This is a genomic window from Phragmitibacter flavus (assembly GCF_005780165.1).
In the GTDB taxonomy this organism is placed as follows: Bacteria; Verrucomicrobiota; Verrucomicrobiia; order Verrucomicrobiales; family Verrucomicrobiaceae; genus Phragmitibacter; species Phragmitibacter flavus.
Window position 1 is genome coordinate 126,494 of sequence record NZ_VAUV01000015.1, and the last position, 15,684, is coordinate 142,177.

10 protein-coding genes are annotated in these 15,684 nt (G+C 56.3%); 1 reads left to right on the forward strand and 9 read right to left on the reverse strand.

Features of this window, described 5'->3' with window-relative positions:
• Nucleotides 1–42: 42 nt before the first annotated feature.
• Complete coding sequence (speA, locus tag FEM03_RS19150; protein ID WP_138087905.1) at nt 43–1,971, reverse strand: biosynthetic arginine decarboxylase; 1,929 nt, start codon at nt 1,969–1,971, stop codon at nt 43–45.
• 285 nt (nt 1,972–2,256) lie between these two features.
• Between speA and FEM03_RS19155 the strand changes: the two genes are divergently transcribed.
• On the forward strand, nt 2,257–3,363 hold the full coding sequence (locus FEM03_RS19155; protein WP_138087906.1) for an MFS transporter: 1,107 nt from the start codon (nt 2,257–2,259) through the stop codon (nt 3,361–3,363).
• Here the strand turns inward: FEM03_RS19155 and FEM03_RS19160 are convergent.
• The 8 genes from FEM03_RS19160 to FEM03_RS19195 all read right to left on the reverse strand — a co-directional run bounded on the left by FEM03_RS19160 (nt 3,353) and on the right by FEM03_RS19195 (nt 15,567).
• On the reverse strand, nt 3,353–6,073 hold the full coding sequence (locus FEM03_RS19160) for a DEAD/DEAH box helicase (RefSeq protein WP_138087907.1): 2,721 nt from the start codon (nt 6,071–6,073) through the stop codon (nt 3,353–3,355). The genes FEM03_RS19155 and FEM03_RS19160 overlap by 11 nt on opposite strands.
• 21 nt (nt 6,074–6,094) lie before the next feature.
• A complete protein-coding gene (mnmE, locus tag FEM03_RS19165) occupies nt 6,095–7,447 on the reverse strand; it encodes a tRNA uridine-5-carboxymethylaminomethyl(34) synthesis GTPase MnmE (RefSeq protein ID WP_138087908.1) in 1,353 nt (450 codons plus the stop codon).
• 93 nt (nt 7,448–7,540) lie between these two features.
• The gene (locus tag FEM03_RS19170) at nt 7,541–9,301 is read right to left on the reverse strand and encodes a hypothetical protein (protein ID WP_138087909.1); all 1,761 of its coding nucleotides are present in this window, start codon (nt 9,299–9,301) and stop codon (nt 7,541–7,543) included.
• Between the two features lie 103 nt (nt 9,302–9,404).
• Nucleotides 9,405–9,797: a 30S ribosomal protein S9 gene (gene rpsI, locus FEM03_RS19175; protein ID WP_138087910.1), complete on the reverse strand. Its 393-nt coding sequence runs from the start codon at nt 9,795–9,797 to the stop codon at nt 9,405–9,407.
• Between the two features lie 35 nt (nt 9,798–9,832).
• Nucleotides 9,833–10,264, reverse strand: coding sequence for a 50S ribosomal protein L13 (gene rplM, locus FEM03_RS19180; protein WP_138087911.1), 432 nt, complete (start codon nt 10,262–10,264; stop codon nt 9,833–9,835).
• A 328-nt stretch (nt 10,265–10,592) separates the two neighbouring features.
• Complete coding sequence (locus FEM03_RS19185; protein WP_240772843.1) at nt 10,593–11,729, reverse strand: 3-keto-disaccharide hydrolase; 1,137 nt, start codon at nt 11,727–11,729, stop codon at nt 10,593–10,595.
• A 377-nt stretch (nt 11,730–12,106) separates the two neighbouring features.
• Nucleotides 12,107–12,889 (reverse strand): PEP-CTERM sorting domain-containing protein, encoded by a 783-nt coding sequence (locus FEM03_RS19190; RefSeq protein ID WP_138087913.1) that lies wholly within the window; start codon nt 12,887–12,889, stop codon nt 12,107–12,109.
• 842 nt (nt 12,890–13,731) lie between these two features.
• On the reverse strand, nt 13,732–15,567 hold the full coding sequence (locus FEM03_RS19195) for a tetratricopeptide repeat protein (protein WP_138087914.1): 1,836 nt from the start codon (nt 15,565–15,567) through the stop codon (nt 13,732–13,734).
• Nucleotides 15,568–15,684: the final 117 nt, after the last annotated feature.

Genomic DNA, 15,684 nt, shown 5'->3' on the forward strand with positions numbered 1-15,684 from the left:
AAGTTAAAAGGGATAAGTTAAAGGATAGGTGACTGACTTATTTTAGGATTCGAAGTAAGTGTAACCACGAAGTCCCTCTTCATAAGAATCGACGATTTCACGGCGTTCTTTGGCGGTGATCAGTTTTTTGGAGACCGCTCCTTCAGCCAGAACGCGGAAGCGTCGGGCCAGATCTTTTGGCTCATATTCGACATAAGTCAGCACTTCGCTGACGGTGTCACCTTCGAGCTCGCGAAGATATTTCAGTTTGCCGTTTTCGATCTTCACGCTGACCACGTTGGTGTCGCCAAGCAGGTTGTGCAAATCGCCCAAGGTTTCTTGATAAGCACCGACCAGGAAGATGCCCAGCATGTATTCGTCGTCGATCTTGATGTCGTGCAAGGGCAGCGTGTTGTGGAACTCCTGGGAGTGGACGAACTTGTCCATCTTGCCATCGCTGTCGCAGGTGATGTCGCTGAGCACCACGGCGCGGGTTGGCTCTTCCTTCAAACGGTGAATCGGCATCACCGGGAACATCTGGTCAATGGCCCACGAGTCAGGAAGGCTTTGAAACAGGCTGAAGTTGCCGTAATAATAATCCGTCTTGATACCGGCAAGTCGCTCTTCCTGTTCGGGAGATAGCTCGGCGGTTTTGGAATGAGTGGCGACCCAGGTCAGCACTTCCCAATAAAACTCTTCGCCCATCGAGCGCTGACGAAGGGAGATATTTCCCGAACTGAACTCCGAACGAATCTTGTCGCGATAATACACCGCATCGTTGTAGACCTCGCGAACCAGCGCACTTGTCACTTTTTGGGTGCGTGAGCGTGTCAGTTTGCGCAACTCGAACAGGTTCTTCACCAAGGCAGGCGAACGGGCGGGCAGTTTATTGATGCCGCTGGGTTCATAGCGGTTGATGTCCAGCACGTTGATCACCAGCACCGAATAATAGGCCACCACGGCGCGCCCCGATTCCGTGATCAAATCGGGATGAGGCACACCGGCCTCATCGGTGATTTCACTGATCGCTTCAATGACGTCCGCGCAATACTCGCGCATGCCGTAATCGGCGCTGCTGGCACTGTTGCCTTTCAAGCCGTCGTAACTGATCGCGAGTCCACCACCCAAATCCAGAATGCCCATCTTGGCACCTTCCTGCACGAGGCCGACATAAACCCGCGCGGCTTCTACGGCGGCATTTCGAATGGCGCTGATGCTCGGAATTTGCGAGCCTTGATGATAATGCAGCATGCGCAGGCAGTGCAGCATGTTGCGGTCGCGAAGCTTGTCCACGGCGTCCATCACCTGGGCAATGTTCAGTCCGAAAACACTCTTCTCGCCGCCGCTCTCGCACCAGTGACCGCCGCCTTCGGTGAACAAACGAATGCGCACGCCCAAGGCGGGTTCCACACCGAGGATTTTGGAGCGTTCGAGGATCAAATCCAACTCGCTGGGCATCTCAAGCACGAGAATCACCTGCAAGCCCATTTTTTGTGCCTGCAAGGCCAGATCGATGAACTCCTCGTCCTTGTAACCATTGCAAACGATGTAAGCCTGCGGGTCCTGCATGTAGGCGAGCGCGGCGATCAATTCCGGCTTGCTGCCGGCTTCGAGACCGTAGTGATATTTGCGACCAAACTCGGTGACGTCTTCGATGACTTCCTGCTGCTGGTTCACCTTGATTGGATAAACGCCACGATAAACACCACGATACTGGGCCTCGGCAATCGCATTGGCGAAACCCTCGTTCAACTCCTCGATCCGTCGGCGCAAAAGATCACCAAAACGAATCAACACCGGGAGCTGCATGCCGCGTTCCTTCATGCCGCGGACAATGTCAGGCAGGCTGATCGGACGGGTCTTTTTACCATCGGTCAGATTCACCACCACTTCGCCTTTCGCCGAAATATCAAAATAACCATTGCCCCAGTCACGGATGCCATAGGTGGTTGCGGCGTCTTCTAGGACCCAGGAGGATGTTTTTTTGCTCATTAGAGGAGGAATGACGATAACGATGACGAACGAAAGGGGGGACCGACAATGAACACAATTCTAAAAAATGAAAAGTGAAGTTTCCGTGGATCAAGAGAATTCCCAAGTTGCTTCCGCGCGAAATTCCCTGGTGAAACGATACGAATCCCAAAGCAAGCATGCGCCTCGTTTTGTGCCTTCCGGCACGTAAATCTTTGGACCAGTCCCCCTTCAAATCCACTTTTCGCCCTGACCACGACTTCTTTTCCTCCGCATTCCCGCCACGCCAGGCTGGCCGTGGCGCTCATGTTTTTTCTTAACGGACTGCTGTTTGCCACCTGGGTGTCGCGCATCCCGCTGATCCAAAAACGACTCGATCTCACCCACAGCCAGCTCGGCCTTTCCCTGCTCGCCATTGCGCTGGGTGCCGTCATCACCATGCCGCTTTCGGGATGGCTCGTGGACCGCATTAGCAGCCGCAGAGTGCTGCTCATTTTCGCCATTCCCTTCTGCTTGGCCCCGCCTTTTCTCGCCATCGCACCCAACATTTACTGGTTGTCATTCGTCCTATTCCTCTTCGGAGCCGGACATGGCGCACTCGATGTGGCCATGAATACCCAGGCGTTCGAGGTGGAAAAACATCAGCAGCGTCCCTTGATGTCCTCTTTTCATGCCATGTTCAGCACGGGAGGGCTCGCCGGTGCTGGATCTGGAGCGGCGATTGCTGCGATTGGCTGGTCGCCTTTTCAGCATTTCTCTGCTGCCTCGGCGGCGATGATCGTCCTGTTCGCCACCAATTACCCCCACTTCGTTCACACCCAGCATCATCAATCCGTCAAAGTTGAGTCAGCACCCAAAAAGGGATTTGCACTGCCACCAGGATCATTGCTCATTTTGGGACTGATGGCCATCGCGGTGCTCATCACCGAAGGTGCCATGGCCGACTGGAGTGCCGTCTATCTCCTCCGCAACCTCGGTTCCAGCGAGGCCGTCGCCGCCGCGGGTTACGCCGCCTTTTCCCTCACCATGGCGCTTGGCCGATTTTCGGGGGACACCCTCATCGCCCGATTCGGCAATGAATCTGTCGTCCGCACCAGTGGCATTCTTGCCACCATCGGCCTGGGCCTCACCGTTGCGACTCCCTATCCCATCCTGACTCTCGCTGGTCTCGCCGTGGTTGGCGCAGGCCTCGCCATCGTGGTGCCCGTGATCTTCAGCGCCGCCGCCAAAACACCGGGGGTCGAAACCGGACGCGCCCTGGCAACCGTCACCACCATGGGCTACTTCGGCTTTCTCATCGGCCCCCCGCTCATCGGATTCATTGCTGATCTCACCAACTTGCGATTTTCCCTGGGCTTGCTGATTCTCACCAGCCTCATCGCCACCGTGCTTGCCCGGCAGGTCAGACGTTGATCGTTTCCGCCGCCGTCATTGTTTGCTTCACATCCAGCGCCACAAAATCGAGCAACTCGGCATCGCTCATCTCTGTCAACGCCCGCTCCGCGCCGTCGCTTAATACCCCATCGGCCAGTCCCTTCTTGCCGAGGATCAAGCGGTCAATCTTCTCCTCCAAGGTCCCGCGACAAACAAACTTGTGCACCAGCACATGGCGCTTTTGTCCGATCCGAAATGCCCGATCCGTCGCCTGATTTTCCACCGCAGGATTCCACCAGCGATCAAAATGAATCACCTGTGAGGCCGCGGTCAGCGTCAGTCCGGTGCCTCCGGCTTTGAGCGACAGAATGAAAAACGGCGGTCCGTTTTCCTTTTGAAACTCCTCCACCAAACCGCGTCGTTGATCCACCGGCGTGCTGCCCGTCAACACCAGTCCATCGCGACGAAACACCTCCCGCAACAAAGTCCGCAAGGCCGGAATGATTTCCGTGAACTGCGTGAACACCAGCACTCGCTCCTGCCGTTCCGCCATCGGCTCACAAAGCTCACGCAAGCGCAGAAATTTGCCACTCACCTTCGCATCATAAACCGCGTCGCCACTGTGCTGCGCCGGATGATTGCAGATCTGCTTGAACGTCATCAGCGCCGCCAGCACCAGTCCGCTGCGCGAGTTCCGATCCACCTCCGCCAGCGTCGCCGCAAGAGCCTCCACGGCCTGCTGATACAACACCGCCTGAGGTTTCGTCAACAGGCACCAGGCGACCATCTCTGTCTTGTCGGGAAGATCGCTGATGATCGACTTGTCAGTCTTCAGCCTCCGCAAAATGTAAGGCCGCACCAACTTGCGCAAAGGGCCGAAATCCATTCCTTCCTTGTGCGAAAGCGACTTCACCAAGCGCTGAAACGCCTTCGCCCCACCCAGCAAACCGGGATTCAGGAAATCGAACAACGACCACAAATCGCTCAACCGATTCTCGACCGGAGTTCCCGTCAAGGCCACCCTGCCTCGCGCCTGCAATCCTTTCACCGCACGCCCCTGCACCGACATGGCGTTCTTGATTGCCTGCGCTTCATCCAAAACCACCAGCCGCCACATCACTTCTTTCAATACCGCCAGCCTCGTCACCATGCCATAAGTCGTGATCACCAAATCCACACCCTTCAACGCCTCCATCTTGCCTTTCGAAAAACGTCCCCAGCGCTGCGGTTCATCGCCCGATGCATGTGCCACAAACACCCGCAATCCCGGCGCAAATTTCTCCGCTTCCGCCTTCCAGTTCGGCAACAACGATGCCGGAGCCACCAGCAAGGTCGGTCCTGCGTCGGGCTCCAGACGCTTCAACTGCAACAGCAAAGCCAGCACCTGAATCGTCTTGCCCAAGCCCATGTCATCCGCCAGACACGCGCCTAATCCCAGCTTGGTCATGAAGCGCAACCAGTTCACTCCATCTCGTTGATAAGGCCGCAAGGTCGCCTGCAAATCCGGGTGCGTCTCAAACTCCCGCAACTCCGCCGGATCACGCATCTTCCGCAACATCGCCTCCAACTCAGGCCCGGCCCCCACCGAGGACCACTCGCGCACTTCATCATCGGCAAGCAGCTCCGTTTCAGCCCCCCCCAGCGGTGCCCCCGAAAGCAGCCGCATCGCCTGCAAAAACGACATGCCGCCCTGGTATTGCATCCCCCTGGCCCGCTGCCAGTGATCAAAAACCGCCTGCAATTTTTCTGCATTTGCCTCCACCCACTTGCCCTTCACCAAAACCAAACCCTCCGCCGTCCGCAGCGCCTTCATCTCTTCCTCGGTCAGTTTTTCTCCATCCAAACTGACCTCAATGTTGAAGTGCAACAACCCATCCACCTGCAACCCTGAAGACCCGCCTCCGGCCGATTCCACCTTCACACTCACCTTGGGACGCGGCGGATTGGAAGCCTTCCACCAGTTTGGAATCCGCACCGTCAATCCGCAACGCTCCATTACCGGCACTTCCCGCAGAAAGCCCAGCGCCTGTCCTGGAGACCAGCCCTGCGCCTGATAAATTGCCCCGCTTTCCAGCATCTCCCTTGCCCAACCGCTTTGTTCGGACGCCAGGCTCAAGGGCTCCAGCAAATGCAACAACGCCGCCCGATCCTTCTTCCCTGCATGCTCCTTCACCGCCTGCTGCAACGGCAAATGGCGGGGTTTCCCCTGATCGTTCAAACCGCTGGTGTAGGTCGCCAAAAACGCAAACGGCCGGTCCAGACTCTTCTTGTTCTCGGCCAAGTGCAGCGTCACCCGACCCACCAAATGCCAATGCGGCAGCCGCTCGCGCAACCAGCCTTCCGCATCGCCGCCATGGGCTTCAATGTCTTTTTCAACTGCCTTGTCCAGCCGCTGCCAGACCTTACGCAAACCATCCACCGACAAAAACTCCGCCCCGCGCATCACGGGTGCCCGTTCCAAATACGATACCCACTTGTCCTCGGCGGGTTGCGCCATCTCGTGCCGACCACCACGCTGGCAAAACTCGGCGAAATACCAGCCCGCCATCTCCCGCCACCACACCGCCGCAGGGGGAAGTCCATCCGTCGGCCATTTTGCCGACAACCACAGCAACATCGCTCCATCACCACCCGCCGATGCCTCGCGCAGTTCCGCCTCATCACTCGCCGCAAAAAAACCCCAGACCTCTTCTGCCCCCTCTTCAACCATCAAATGTCCGCTTGGACTGAATGCCAGAGAAAGTGCCATGGCGGATTGATTCCCTCACTCTCACTTGCCAATGCAAAACTGACTGAAGATCACTCCCAAAATTTCTTCCACATCCACCCGGCCCGTCACCTCGCCGACCGCCTGTAACGCCTCGCGCACATCGACCGCCACAAACTCCGGTGCCAGTTGACCACGGAACGCTTCCAGAGCCCTTTCCATGCCGCCTTTGGCTTCCTGAAAACAACGCTGGTGCCGCGCATTGATTGCGACCAGCTGCCCCTGTTCTCTTCCTGCACCCGACCACACTTTGTCTTTCATTGCCGCCCGCAATGTCTCAATGCCCGCCCCTGTTTTGCAGGACAGGGCCAGACCTCCAGCAAGCGACCAACTCTCATGCGTGGCTTCATCCGATTTGTTCAGGATCAACACCACCCGACCGCTCGTCCCCGCAGGCAGTTCCACCCGCCTGGCTTCGGCCATCGGTTGGCTTCCATCCACCACTTCGAGAATCACGTCAGCCTGCGCCAGTTCTTTGCGCGTCCGCTCCATGCCGGTCGCTTCGATGAGATCACTGGTGTGTTCACGCAAACCCGCCGTATCCACCAACCGAAACGGTAAACCGTGGATGTGCAGCATCTCCTCAATCGTGTCCCGCGTCGTGCCCGCCTGTGCGCTCACAATCGCCCGATCCACCCCCGTCAGCAGATTGAGCAGGGAGGACTTTCCCACATTGGGCTCCCCGCAAATGACCGTGCGAGCCCCGCTGCGCAAAATGCGTCCGTGCTCCGCCGTGTCCAGCAAACCCTGCAAACACCCAATCAGTCCCTCCATGCGTGCCTCCATCGCGGCACCCGTGTCGGGATCGATGTCCTCCTCCGGAAAATCGATGTAAGCCTCCAAATGCGCCACCAAGCCAATCAGATCATCGCGCAATATCTCCGCCTCTTTGCCGAGTCGGCCTTCGAGTTGCTGGGTGGCCGCCTGCAAAGCCAGTTCGCTTTGCGCATGGATCAAATCCATCACCGCTTCGGCCTGGGTAAGGTCCATCTTGCCGTTCAAAAACGCCCTTTGGGTGAATTCCCCCGGTTCCGCTGCGCGCGCGCCTTGGGCGAGCAGCAATTCATAAATGCGCCGCGTCACCAAGATGCCTCCGTGACCGCTGATCTCCACCACATCCTCACCCGTATAGCTCGCCGGTTTTCTGAAAACCGTCAGCAACACCGAGTCCACCGTCGAACCGTTGCCATCCACGATCCGGCCGAAATGTTGGAATCGCGGCTCAAGATCCGCCACCGGCACCCGACCTTCAAAAACCGCCCCCGCCATCTCGCGCGCCTGCGGACCGGACAGACGAATCACGCCAATCGCCGCCTCTCCAAATGCTGTGCTGATGGCCGCAATCGTTTCAGACATCACGGCTCACTGTCCTTTCCATTTCTCGACTTAAGATCATCCGCATTATCTTCCACGTTATCGCGCCAAGCCCTGGCTGCAACCGTCATCACATCACGGTGCGTTCGCGTTCTTCAGAGCCGGTTTTGGGGTGCGCCAGCTGGTATAAGGCAGACCCACGATCTCGACCCATTTTTTATCGCCTTCGCGGCGCCACTGCAATTCCATCACCACGGTTGCACTCAACACATCCCAGCCCAACAACCGGTCAAGGTCCGTCGCGAGGGGCGTATTCATCTCCGCAAAAGCAAAAGTCACAAACCCTGGGGCGGGCGGCTGAATCTCGTAAGAAATTTTTGACTCCAGGCCCGGCACCACCAGCCCGGGAACATCCTCTTGAAAATACTTCTTCCGTCGCGCGAGCACCCGGAACCGCGCGGGTTGGTCCACATATTCGGCACAGAATCGCTCCAACAATTGATCTTTGCCCTCGATAAAAGTCAGCCAGTCCACCTGCCAGCCCTTTTCGTTTTCCTCGACCATCACCGGCAGAGAAGCGGGGATGTCGCCACCCGATATTTCAAATACATGATGCCGGTGAACTCCGGGAACCGCATCCGGCTCCCACCGGGCAATCACACCCACGTCGTTGATGCGGATGGGGCCATCGGGATTCGAACGATAATACTGCTCCATCACTGGTTGGATTTCAGCCGACCATTGCACGTGTTTGGAGCGTTCCTTCCAGTTCGGTGCTTCTAGAAAATTCCGCAATGCAATTGCCGCAGCTCTTAAGTCTTCGGGTGGATTGGTGAAAAGGGCGGGAACTTGTCTCGCGGGCCGTTCGGTCCGGTCGGTGTCCCTGGCCACCTCAACCACCGGATCCGCACTTCCCGGCGTCGGCGAATCGGGGCTCGAACCGGAAACAGAGCCTGCAGGCATGTCAGGCTCAATCACCGCCGTGGCCTTTGGAATCATTTCTTCCGACTCCGGTGATTCGCTGACTCCAGGCTGGGGGGGCAGTGTCGGCGGCGTTGGCGGCGTTGGCAGAACTGGTGGAGTTTCTCCAGCGGGAGAGAGAGGGGCAGCCTCTTTTGACGTTGGCATTGGTAGGACCGCTGCCGGTGCGGTCTCCACCTGGCTTGGTGCCGGAGTCGGTGAATTGGCTGGAGAAGAAGGTAGCAGCGGTGCTTTCGCCTCCAGGGCATCCTCATATTTTACCCGATAGGTGTGCCAAGCGACCGACAATTGATCCCAAAAAATCGATGCCACCCCAGCCATTGCCAGCAAAACGAGAATCAGCGAAATCAGAAAAATGCCGGTTTTGCGCGGCGGCTCCGCAGCATTGTCGCCCCAAGGTTTGAGCGCTTGTGGATGGGAAGGAGCGGAAAACGGGGCCACGCGCAGACCTGCGTGAGAAAGTTCATTTACCGCAGCATCCCCACCGGGCAGCGGGCGTCTTTGCGGCAGGCTGGTGCGGACGGCAGCGGTAGATGAAACCGCCTTTTCCGCAGTCGCTGGATACTCAGGAGGGGAAGCAACGGCCTCATACCTTCCATCATCGACCGCAACCGAAGTCTGTGGGGGCGGGGCAGGAGTTGGTGCTGCTGCTGGAGGCCGAATAGTGCTTGCCGCTGCCGCAATAGGAACCGAAATCCTGACTGGTTGGGATGGCGCAGGTATTGGTGCTGCTGCTGCCTGATTTTCCTTTTGGAGCTGCAACGCTGCTGCTCTTACCACTTCCTGCACCGTGGGAGCCGTGATCATCGCGGCGCAACTGGGGCACGGCCCGGTCACGCCAGCCAGTGTCATCGGCACACTCAGTTGCAGATGACAGGCCTGACATTCGAAATACAGCACATCGGGGGAGTTCATATTTCTTTTTTCACTGACAACGACACCCTTATCATTTCATAAAAAAAAGCGCCGGACAAGTCCGACGCTTTTTTCGTGAAGAGGTTCGAAAACCGCGAAATGATTAACGTTTGGAGAACTGGAAACGTTTGCGGGCACCTGGGCGGCCTGGCTTTTTACGTTCTTTCATACGGGAATCGCGGGTGAGAAGGCCGTTCTGTTTCAACACAGGGCGGTTCTCAGGATTCACCAGGCAAAGAGCGCGGGCGATGCCCATGCGGATGGCACCCAACTGACCGGTGACACCGCCGCCATTGGCGCTGACCTTGAGGTCAAAGTTTTGGGAGGTGTTGGTCAGGTGAAGTGGGACCAGCAAACGGTTTTGCAGAGCCACCGTCGGGAAGTAGTCTTCAAAAGAACGACCATTGATGGTGAATTCGCCGCTGCCTTCTCTGAGGTGAACGCGGGCAACTGCGTTCTTGCGACGGCCGGTGGCATTGTAGGAGGTAACGCTCATGTCGATAACGATAAGATAAAACTAATGAAACAAACTTAGGCGAGCTCGTAAGGCTGTGGCTTTTGAGCTTCGTGCTCGTGCTGCTCACCTTTGTAGACTTTGAGCTTGCGATAGACCGCACGGCCGAGGCGGTTGTGAGGAATCATGCCTTTGACAGCTTTTTCGACCAGCAACTCAGGATGCTTCTGACGAAGACGCTCTGGAGTGGTGCTTTTGTGACCGCCCACATAACCGGAGAAGGAGGTGTAAATCTTCTGGGTTTCTTTTTTGCCGGTGAGGACCACTTTATCGGCATTGATCACCACGACGTAATCGCCGGTGTCGACATGGGAGGTGAAAATCGTCTTGTTTTTGCCGCGAAGGAGATTGGCGGCGTGCACTGCCACTTTGCCCAGCACCTGGTCTTTGGCGTCAATCACCCACCATTTGCGTTCAACTTCCTGGGCTTTGGCTGAAAATGTTTTCATGTCGTTTTGCGTTCGTCTCTTGGTCAAAAAAGGGAGGGCGAATCTAATGATGAAATGGTCGCAGTCAAATAAATTGTGAAAAACCTGAAGCCAATTTGCGGGACTTCGTCGAATCGGCTATGCTCAAACGAAAGAAAAAGCGACCCATGGCCACCAACCAACCCCGCGGCACTCCCGGATTGATCCTTTTTGTCTTCGCGGTGATCTTTTTGATCACCGCGCTGCTGGTGTGAGGGGGAAGGTAGAAGGGCCGTCCCGGCCCTTGCCGTATTTTGGGTCTGACAAGGCTCGGGACGAGCCTTCGACTTTAGGGTGGCGATCAGAGCGCTTACTTTTTCTTGTCCCACTCCTTCTGCTTCACGATGGCGGCCAGTTTTTCTGCCAGGGGGAAATCCGCCGGGATGCGGTCGAATTTGATCAAATACTGTAACGCGTTGTTGGCTTCAAGGATCTCCCCCTTTTTCGCTTCAAGGTCGGCATCGCTCGCCTCGTCCAACTTGGCGGCCTGCTCTTCGGCGACTTTTGACAGCTTCTCGAGCACGGCTTCATCTTGATGATAGATCAGCGACTCGGCCATGCGCAGCCATTTGGCGCGACCTTCGAGCTTGGAAGCGTCTTCAACAATCATCTTGGCGATCTCCGCGCGTTTGGCGGCGGTTGTCTCTTCGCTCAATTTGCCGTCCAATCCGCCTTCGACCACCCGTTTTGGCAGGGGACGATACCAGATGTTGCGATAACGCACGGGATTGCCGTGGTCTTGAAGTTTGAACGGGCCTTTTTCAGGGAAGGGTTTGGCCTTGACCCGTGCCTTGTGGCCGGTTGGACCTTCAATCGGCGTGTGATCCTGCACCAAAACGCCATTCACAAATACGGTGACGTAGCCTGGATCGAGCACGATATCGCCATCATAAACCGGACGGCGGAACACGATGTCATAACTCTGCCACTCGCCCGGTGGGCGCAACGCGTTGACCGCAGGAGGATTGACTCCATACATCGAACCCGCCATGCCATCGGCGTAGGAAGGGTTGTTGTAGTTGTCGAGCACCTGGATCTCCATCATGCCCATCAAAAACACCCCGCTGTTGCCGCGTCCCTGGCTGTCGCCTTCGACTTTCGCAGGGGCCGCCCATTCCACATGCAGCTGGCAATCACCAAACTCTTCCTTGGTGCGGATGTAACCCGATCCGGGCACGCACTGTAACGCTCCGTCGACCACTTCCCATTTGGTGGCTTCGTCGGGATTCTTGTCGGAGGACCATTTGCTCAAATCCCCATCCGCCCCACCAAACAAAACAATGGCATCGGATGGCGGTTTGCCCGGCACTTCAGGGGTGCTGAAGGTTCCGGGCGTGATGACCGTCGGCTGTGGCCGGTTGCGATCATGCACCGCCCAGGGATGGGTCTCATCAGGCGCATCGCCGTAAAAACCGGGGAGCGGCGGAGCCGCTTGGGCAGAGTTCATGATCAGAGGCAAAAGACACAACGGGGTGAGAAAATGGCGCACGCGCATGACTCATTGAGTAGCGGAACCGTTCCCGCGCTGCAAGATCAACCGTCACAAATGTTCGATGGGTGGGCCCCTCTTTGAGATTTGTCGACACTTCCTGCGTGGCGTGGCAAGTGATGGGCCTCGCCGCAGGGGACGCAGAAAAGACCAGACCCATGCGTTTCCTTGAGTCAGCGATTCGAGCGAAAAGGTGGGGAGTGGCGAATCGTGAGCCCTGCGGGATGAGACCCCAAAACTATCCGGCGTCGGATTCCAAAGATGAAGGACTCAGCGGCAATTCTAGAACTGAGCCTGTCTATTCCTGTATTTGCAGGGCGAAACCCCGTTCTCAACTAGCATTTGCGGCGGCGCAGGGTGAAGAGGGTGCCGCCCAGCAAGATGAGGGCCATGGAAGACGGTTCTGGCACGGACGCAACGACGATGAAGTTATCGATCCTGTAGGAGCCGTCTGCTCCTTCGGTTGCGTCAGTGTTGGCATCGAAGGCACCATCGGAACCAGATCTCGTGTTGGAGACCAAAATATCGGTGAGGTAGGTGCCGGGGCCTAGCAGGAGCGATCCTGAAAATGCTTGGGTATGCGTTGCGTGTCCGACACGCGAAACGGAAAGTTGATTCGTGAGGAAGTCAAAGGTGACGGTGCCTTCCGCCACGTCCCCGTTGCTTGAGGGCGCTGAAAAAATTGGGCCTGAATCAGATGTGCTGGTGGTGGGGAGCGGTGCTACTCCAGACCACGGACCGACATTCAATGCGAGGCTTGCTTCACCATTGTGACCCAGGACTTCATAATCGAATGAGATGGAGTGAACGGTCCAGCTTTCGGTGCCGGTGATGTCGAACCCACCTTCGAAACCCCATCGATAGCCAAACAAGCCGTGACCTATGGTCAGTTCGGCATAACCGTTGCTAAAATCCGCAACGGGCATGTGTGAAAAAATCCCCAAGACTTCCGATCCATTCGTCCAAGGCACAATGTTGTCGACACTCGGGTGCGCCGCAATGTCACCGGCGTTACTCGGAGAGAAGGTTAGGTTCAATAACTCTTCCCCGACAGACTGGGCTCTTCCTGCGGCTTGGAACAACAAGACGCTCGCGAGTAAGATGGATTGAATTTTCATGGCTATAAATTCTCCGATTGGTCAGTTTGCCGAGAGCGAAAGTTTTTTCAACACTTATTCAATTGTTTTCATGCGATGCGGTGAATTGATTACTTTCACTCCAGCTACGGATGCACGGGTTGACGAGGCGTGAAACGCCGAGGTGTTTGCCCAACAAACATTCGCCAAAGTCAGTGAGCGAGAACTAAGGCGCATTAAGTGCATTAGTGTTGCTTATAAAAAAGAATCTGGTGCACGTATAGAAGGTTTAAAAATCAGCAGACTCACTTATTATAATGGCAATGAGCATAAGTGGATTGAGCTTTGGATCGCAGGATGATGCATCGCTGTCTTTGAGGGGGCAAATGTCCTTTGAGTAAAATGGCTAGTGGTCCATGGGTTGTTTGGAAACCCTCGTTTTACCGCTTGATTCATAAGTAAAAATAATGAAATGGATCATCGTCAGCGGAAGCTGCTGCTGCCTCGTCGCGCCGAAACGGAATGAAGATTGACGTCGGATTTAATGTTTGCGCTTTCCGTTGGATCGCTCGAAAATTGGAATGCGCAATGCGGCCAACGAACTTAAGACGGCAGTTGCGGAGAAAAAGGCGCGGCAAAATGATACTCGACTTGCGAGCAAAAATGAGGCGTTTTTTTGTATGAATTCGCGAGAACTAAAACAATGACGGAAGAAGGCGGCTTTAACAATACGAAAACTGGATTGAGATACAAGCAACGCCGTATTACTAGCCGTCAATTATCTAAATCCCACGACGGGACGTGTGCCGCTGGGGTGGCATTATGGTATTCAGTAGTCCAATTAAGGGGAATGATTGAAATGGCCCAGGATTCACCTCGGATTTCTAATCTATTAGAGCGCCTAATAAACGGGCTTCAATGCGTGCGGCGACATCGGTGCGCTCGGGTGCGGTCCGGCGCAAGTTGGCCAGCGCTGTGTGGGCCGTTTGGGTGTCTCCAATTTCAAGTGAGGCGATGGCGAGACCCTGCCACGCGTCGGCAGAGGAGGGTGCGAGTTTGGTCGCGACCAGATAATCCGACACCGCTTCGGTGATGCGGCGAAGATGAACCGCGCGCAAGGAGGCTCGGTTGAGGAAAAGCCCAAAGTCTTTCGGGTGGAGATCGATTCCCCGATCCAGGATGGTCTCGGCTTCTTCGAGATTGCCTTCCTCCAGAAGAATGATGGCCAGCCGAACATACGCGTCTGGCAGGGATGGGTGCTTGTCACAAGCGGCATGAAAGGCCGTTTTAGCCGCCTGGGTTTGGCCAAGTCGCCGAAGCGCCATTCCTCGATTGTATTCGGCAAGTGCAGAACGATTGTCGATGGCTACGGCTTTCTCAAACAGGGTGAGCGCGTCTTCCAAACGTCCCTGTTCGTCCCGGACTTGCCCCAGATGGATGGGAGCGAGCAGGCTTCTCGGGTTGATTGACATCTCATGCTGAAAGAGCGTCTCGCTGTCCTTCCAATACATGTTTTGCCGCCAGGAGGAGAAGGCAAAATAAAACAAAATCACCAATGCAGCCGCCAGGGAAAGGTGGCCCCGCACCCGTCGCAACCATGCCCGCCAATGGCACCCGAAGCCTGCCAACATGAGCCAAAGGCCGATGTGCGGCAAATAGGTATAGCGATCCGCGACAAAATAAAACCCCAACGGAACCAGTCCACTTACTGGCAACCAGAACGCGACAAGCCAGCCCGTGCCCAACCAGACCAGTGGTTCGCGGCGTGCGGAGTAAACGGCAGCGGCCATGAAAGCGATGCTGGCGCAACCTACAGCGGCAAACCATGGCCACGATTCCGCATCAGGAGGGTAAATCCAAAGAGGGAAGGAGACGGGCCAAATAAGGCCCAGGAATTGGAAAGCGAGAGTTAAGGGGACCACTGCCAGTCGACTGGTCGATGATACCGATTGAACATATTCTCCCATGCCGCCGGTTACCTGAAAATGCACCGTCACGGCGGCACCCGCCAAGGCGGCCACAAAAGATGGTGCCAATGCCATGAGTGAGTTTCGGTCAGGGATGCGGCGCCGGTGCCAGCAATCCAGCAAAAGTAGCGCGATCGGCAGCGCCACCGCGATCGGCTTGCTCAGCAAGGCGAGAAGAGTGGCGGCATTGGATGCGAAATAATGTCTCCGCCGACCGCCATCGCGCCATGCCAACCAGGCCCGCAGCGAAAGCAGAATCCATAGCCCACTAAGCACGTCCTTTCTTTCAGAAATCCAGGCAACGGATTGGACTCGCTGCGGATGGAGTGCCCATGCCAGCGCCAACAACCATCCGATGTTGTGCCATCCGGTGAGCCGGACCAACAGACTGCCCAACAAAATCGCCGTCGCTGCATGAAAACCCACATTCACAGCATGGTGGGCACCTGGATGGTCAACGCCAAACAGGGTGCAATCGAGTTGGTGCGACAGCCAGGTCAAAGGATGCCACAGGTTGGTGTCACCGGTTGAGGTCAACGCCCAGCGAGCATTTGCAGACGTGAGCCCTCCTGCCACAGATGGATTCTCATAGACCATCACTGGATCATCATAGTTGATGAAATCATGACCGATGCTACCGCCAAACACCACAAACACTGCGCACGCCACAAGCCCTGCCCACCATCCTGAAAGGCTTCGAGAAGTCGCGAACCGCCAGCTCTCGGCGGACAGTTTCCAGTTCTTTTCATTCACGGCGGCAGGCTACCTGACGACAGCATGAGGGGCAAGCATGACAATCGGTCTTCGTAGGCAACCCGCAGGGATTTACCCATTGTTTCACAAGGGGGCAAAATCCATGGGGCACTGCCC

Coding starts and splice junctions, on each gene's coding strand:
- speA (WP_138087905.1), bottom strand. CDS start 1,971: ATGAGCAAAAAAACATCCTCCTGGGTCCTAGAAGACGCCGCAACCACC.
- rplM (WP_138087911.1), bottom strand. CDS start 10,264: ATGAAAACATTTTCAGCCAAAGCCCAGGAAGTTGAACGCAAATGGTGG.
- FEM03_RS19190 (WP_138087913.1), bottom strand. CDS start 12,889: ATGAAAATTCAATCCATCTTACTCGCGAGCGTCTTGTTGTTCCAAGCC.
- FEM03_RS19170 (WP_138087909.1), bottom strand. CDS start 9,301: ATGAACTCCCCCGATGTGCTGTATTTCGAATGTCAGGCCTGTCATCTG.
- FEM03_RS19160 (WP_138087907.1), bottom strand. CDS start 6,073: ATGGCACTTTCTCTGGCATTCAGTCCAAGCGGACATTTGATGGTTGAA.
- FEM03_RS19185 (WP_240772843.1), bottom strand. CDS start 11,729: ATGAACTCTGCCCAAGCGGCTCCGCCGCTCCCCGGTTTTTACGGCGAT.
- FEM03_RS19155 (WP_138087906.1), top strand. CDS start 2,257: ATGTTTTTTCTTAACGGACTGCTGTTTGCCACCTGGGTGTCGCGCATC.
- rpsI (WP_138087910.1), bottom strand. CDS start 9,797: ATGAGCGTTACCTCCTACAATGCCACCGGCCGTCGCAAGAACGCAGTT.
- mnmE (WP_138087908.1), bottom strand. CDS start 7,447: ATGTCTGAAACGATTGCGGCCATCAGCACAGCATTTGGAGAGGCGGCG.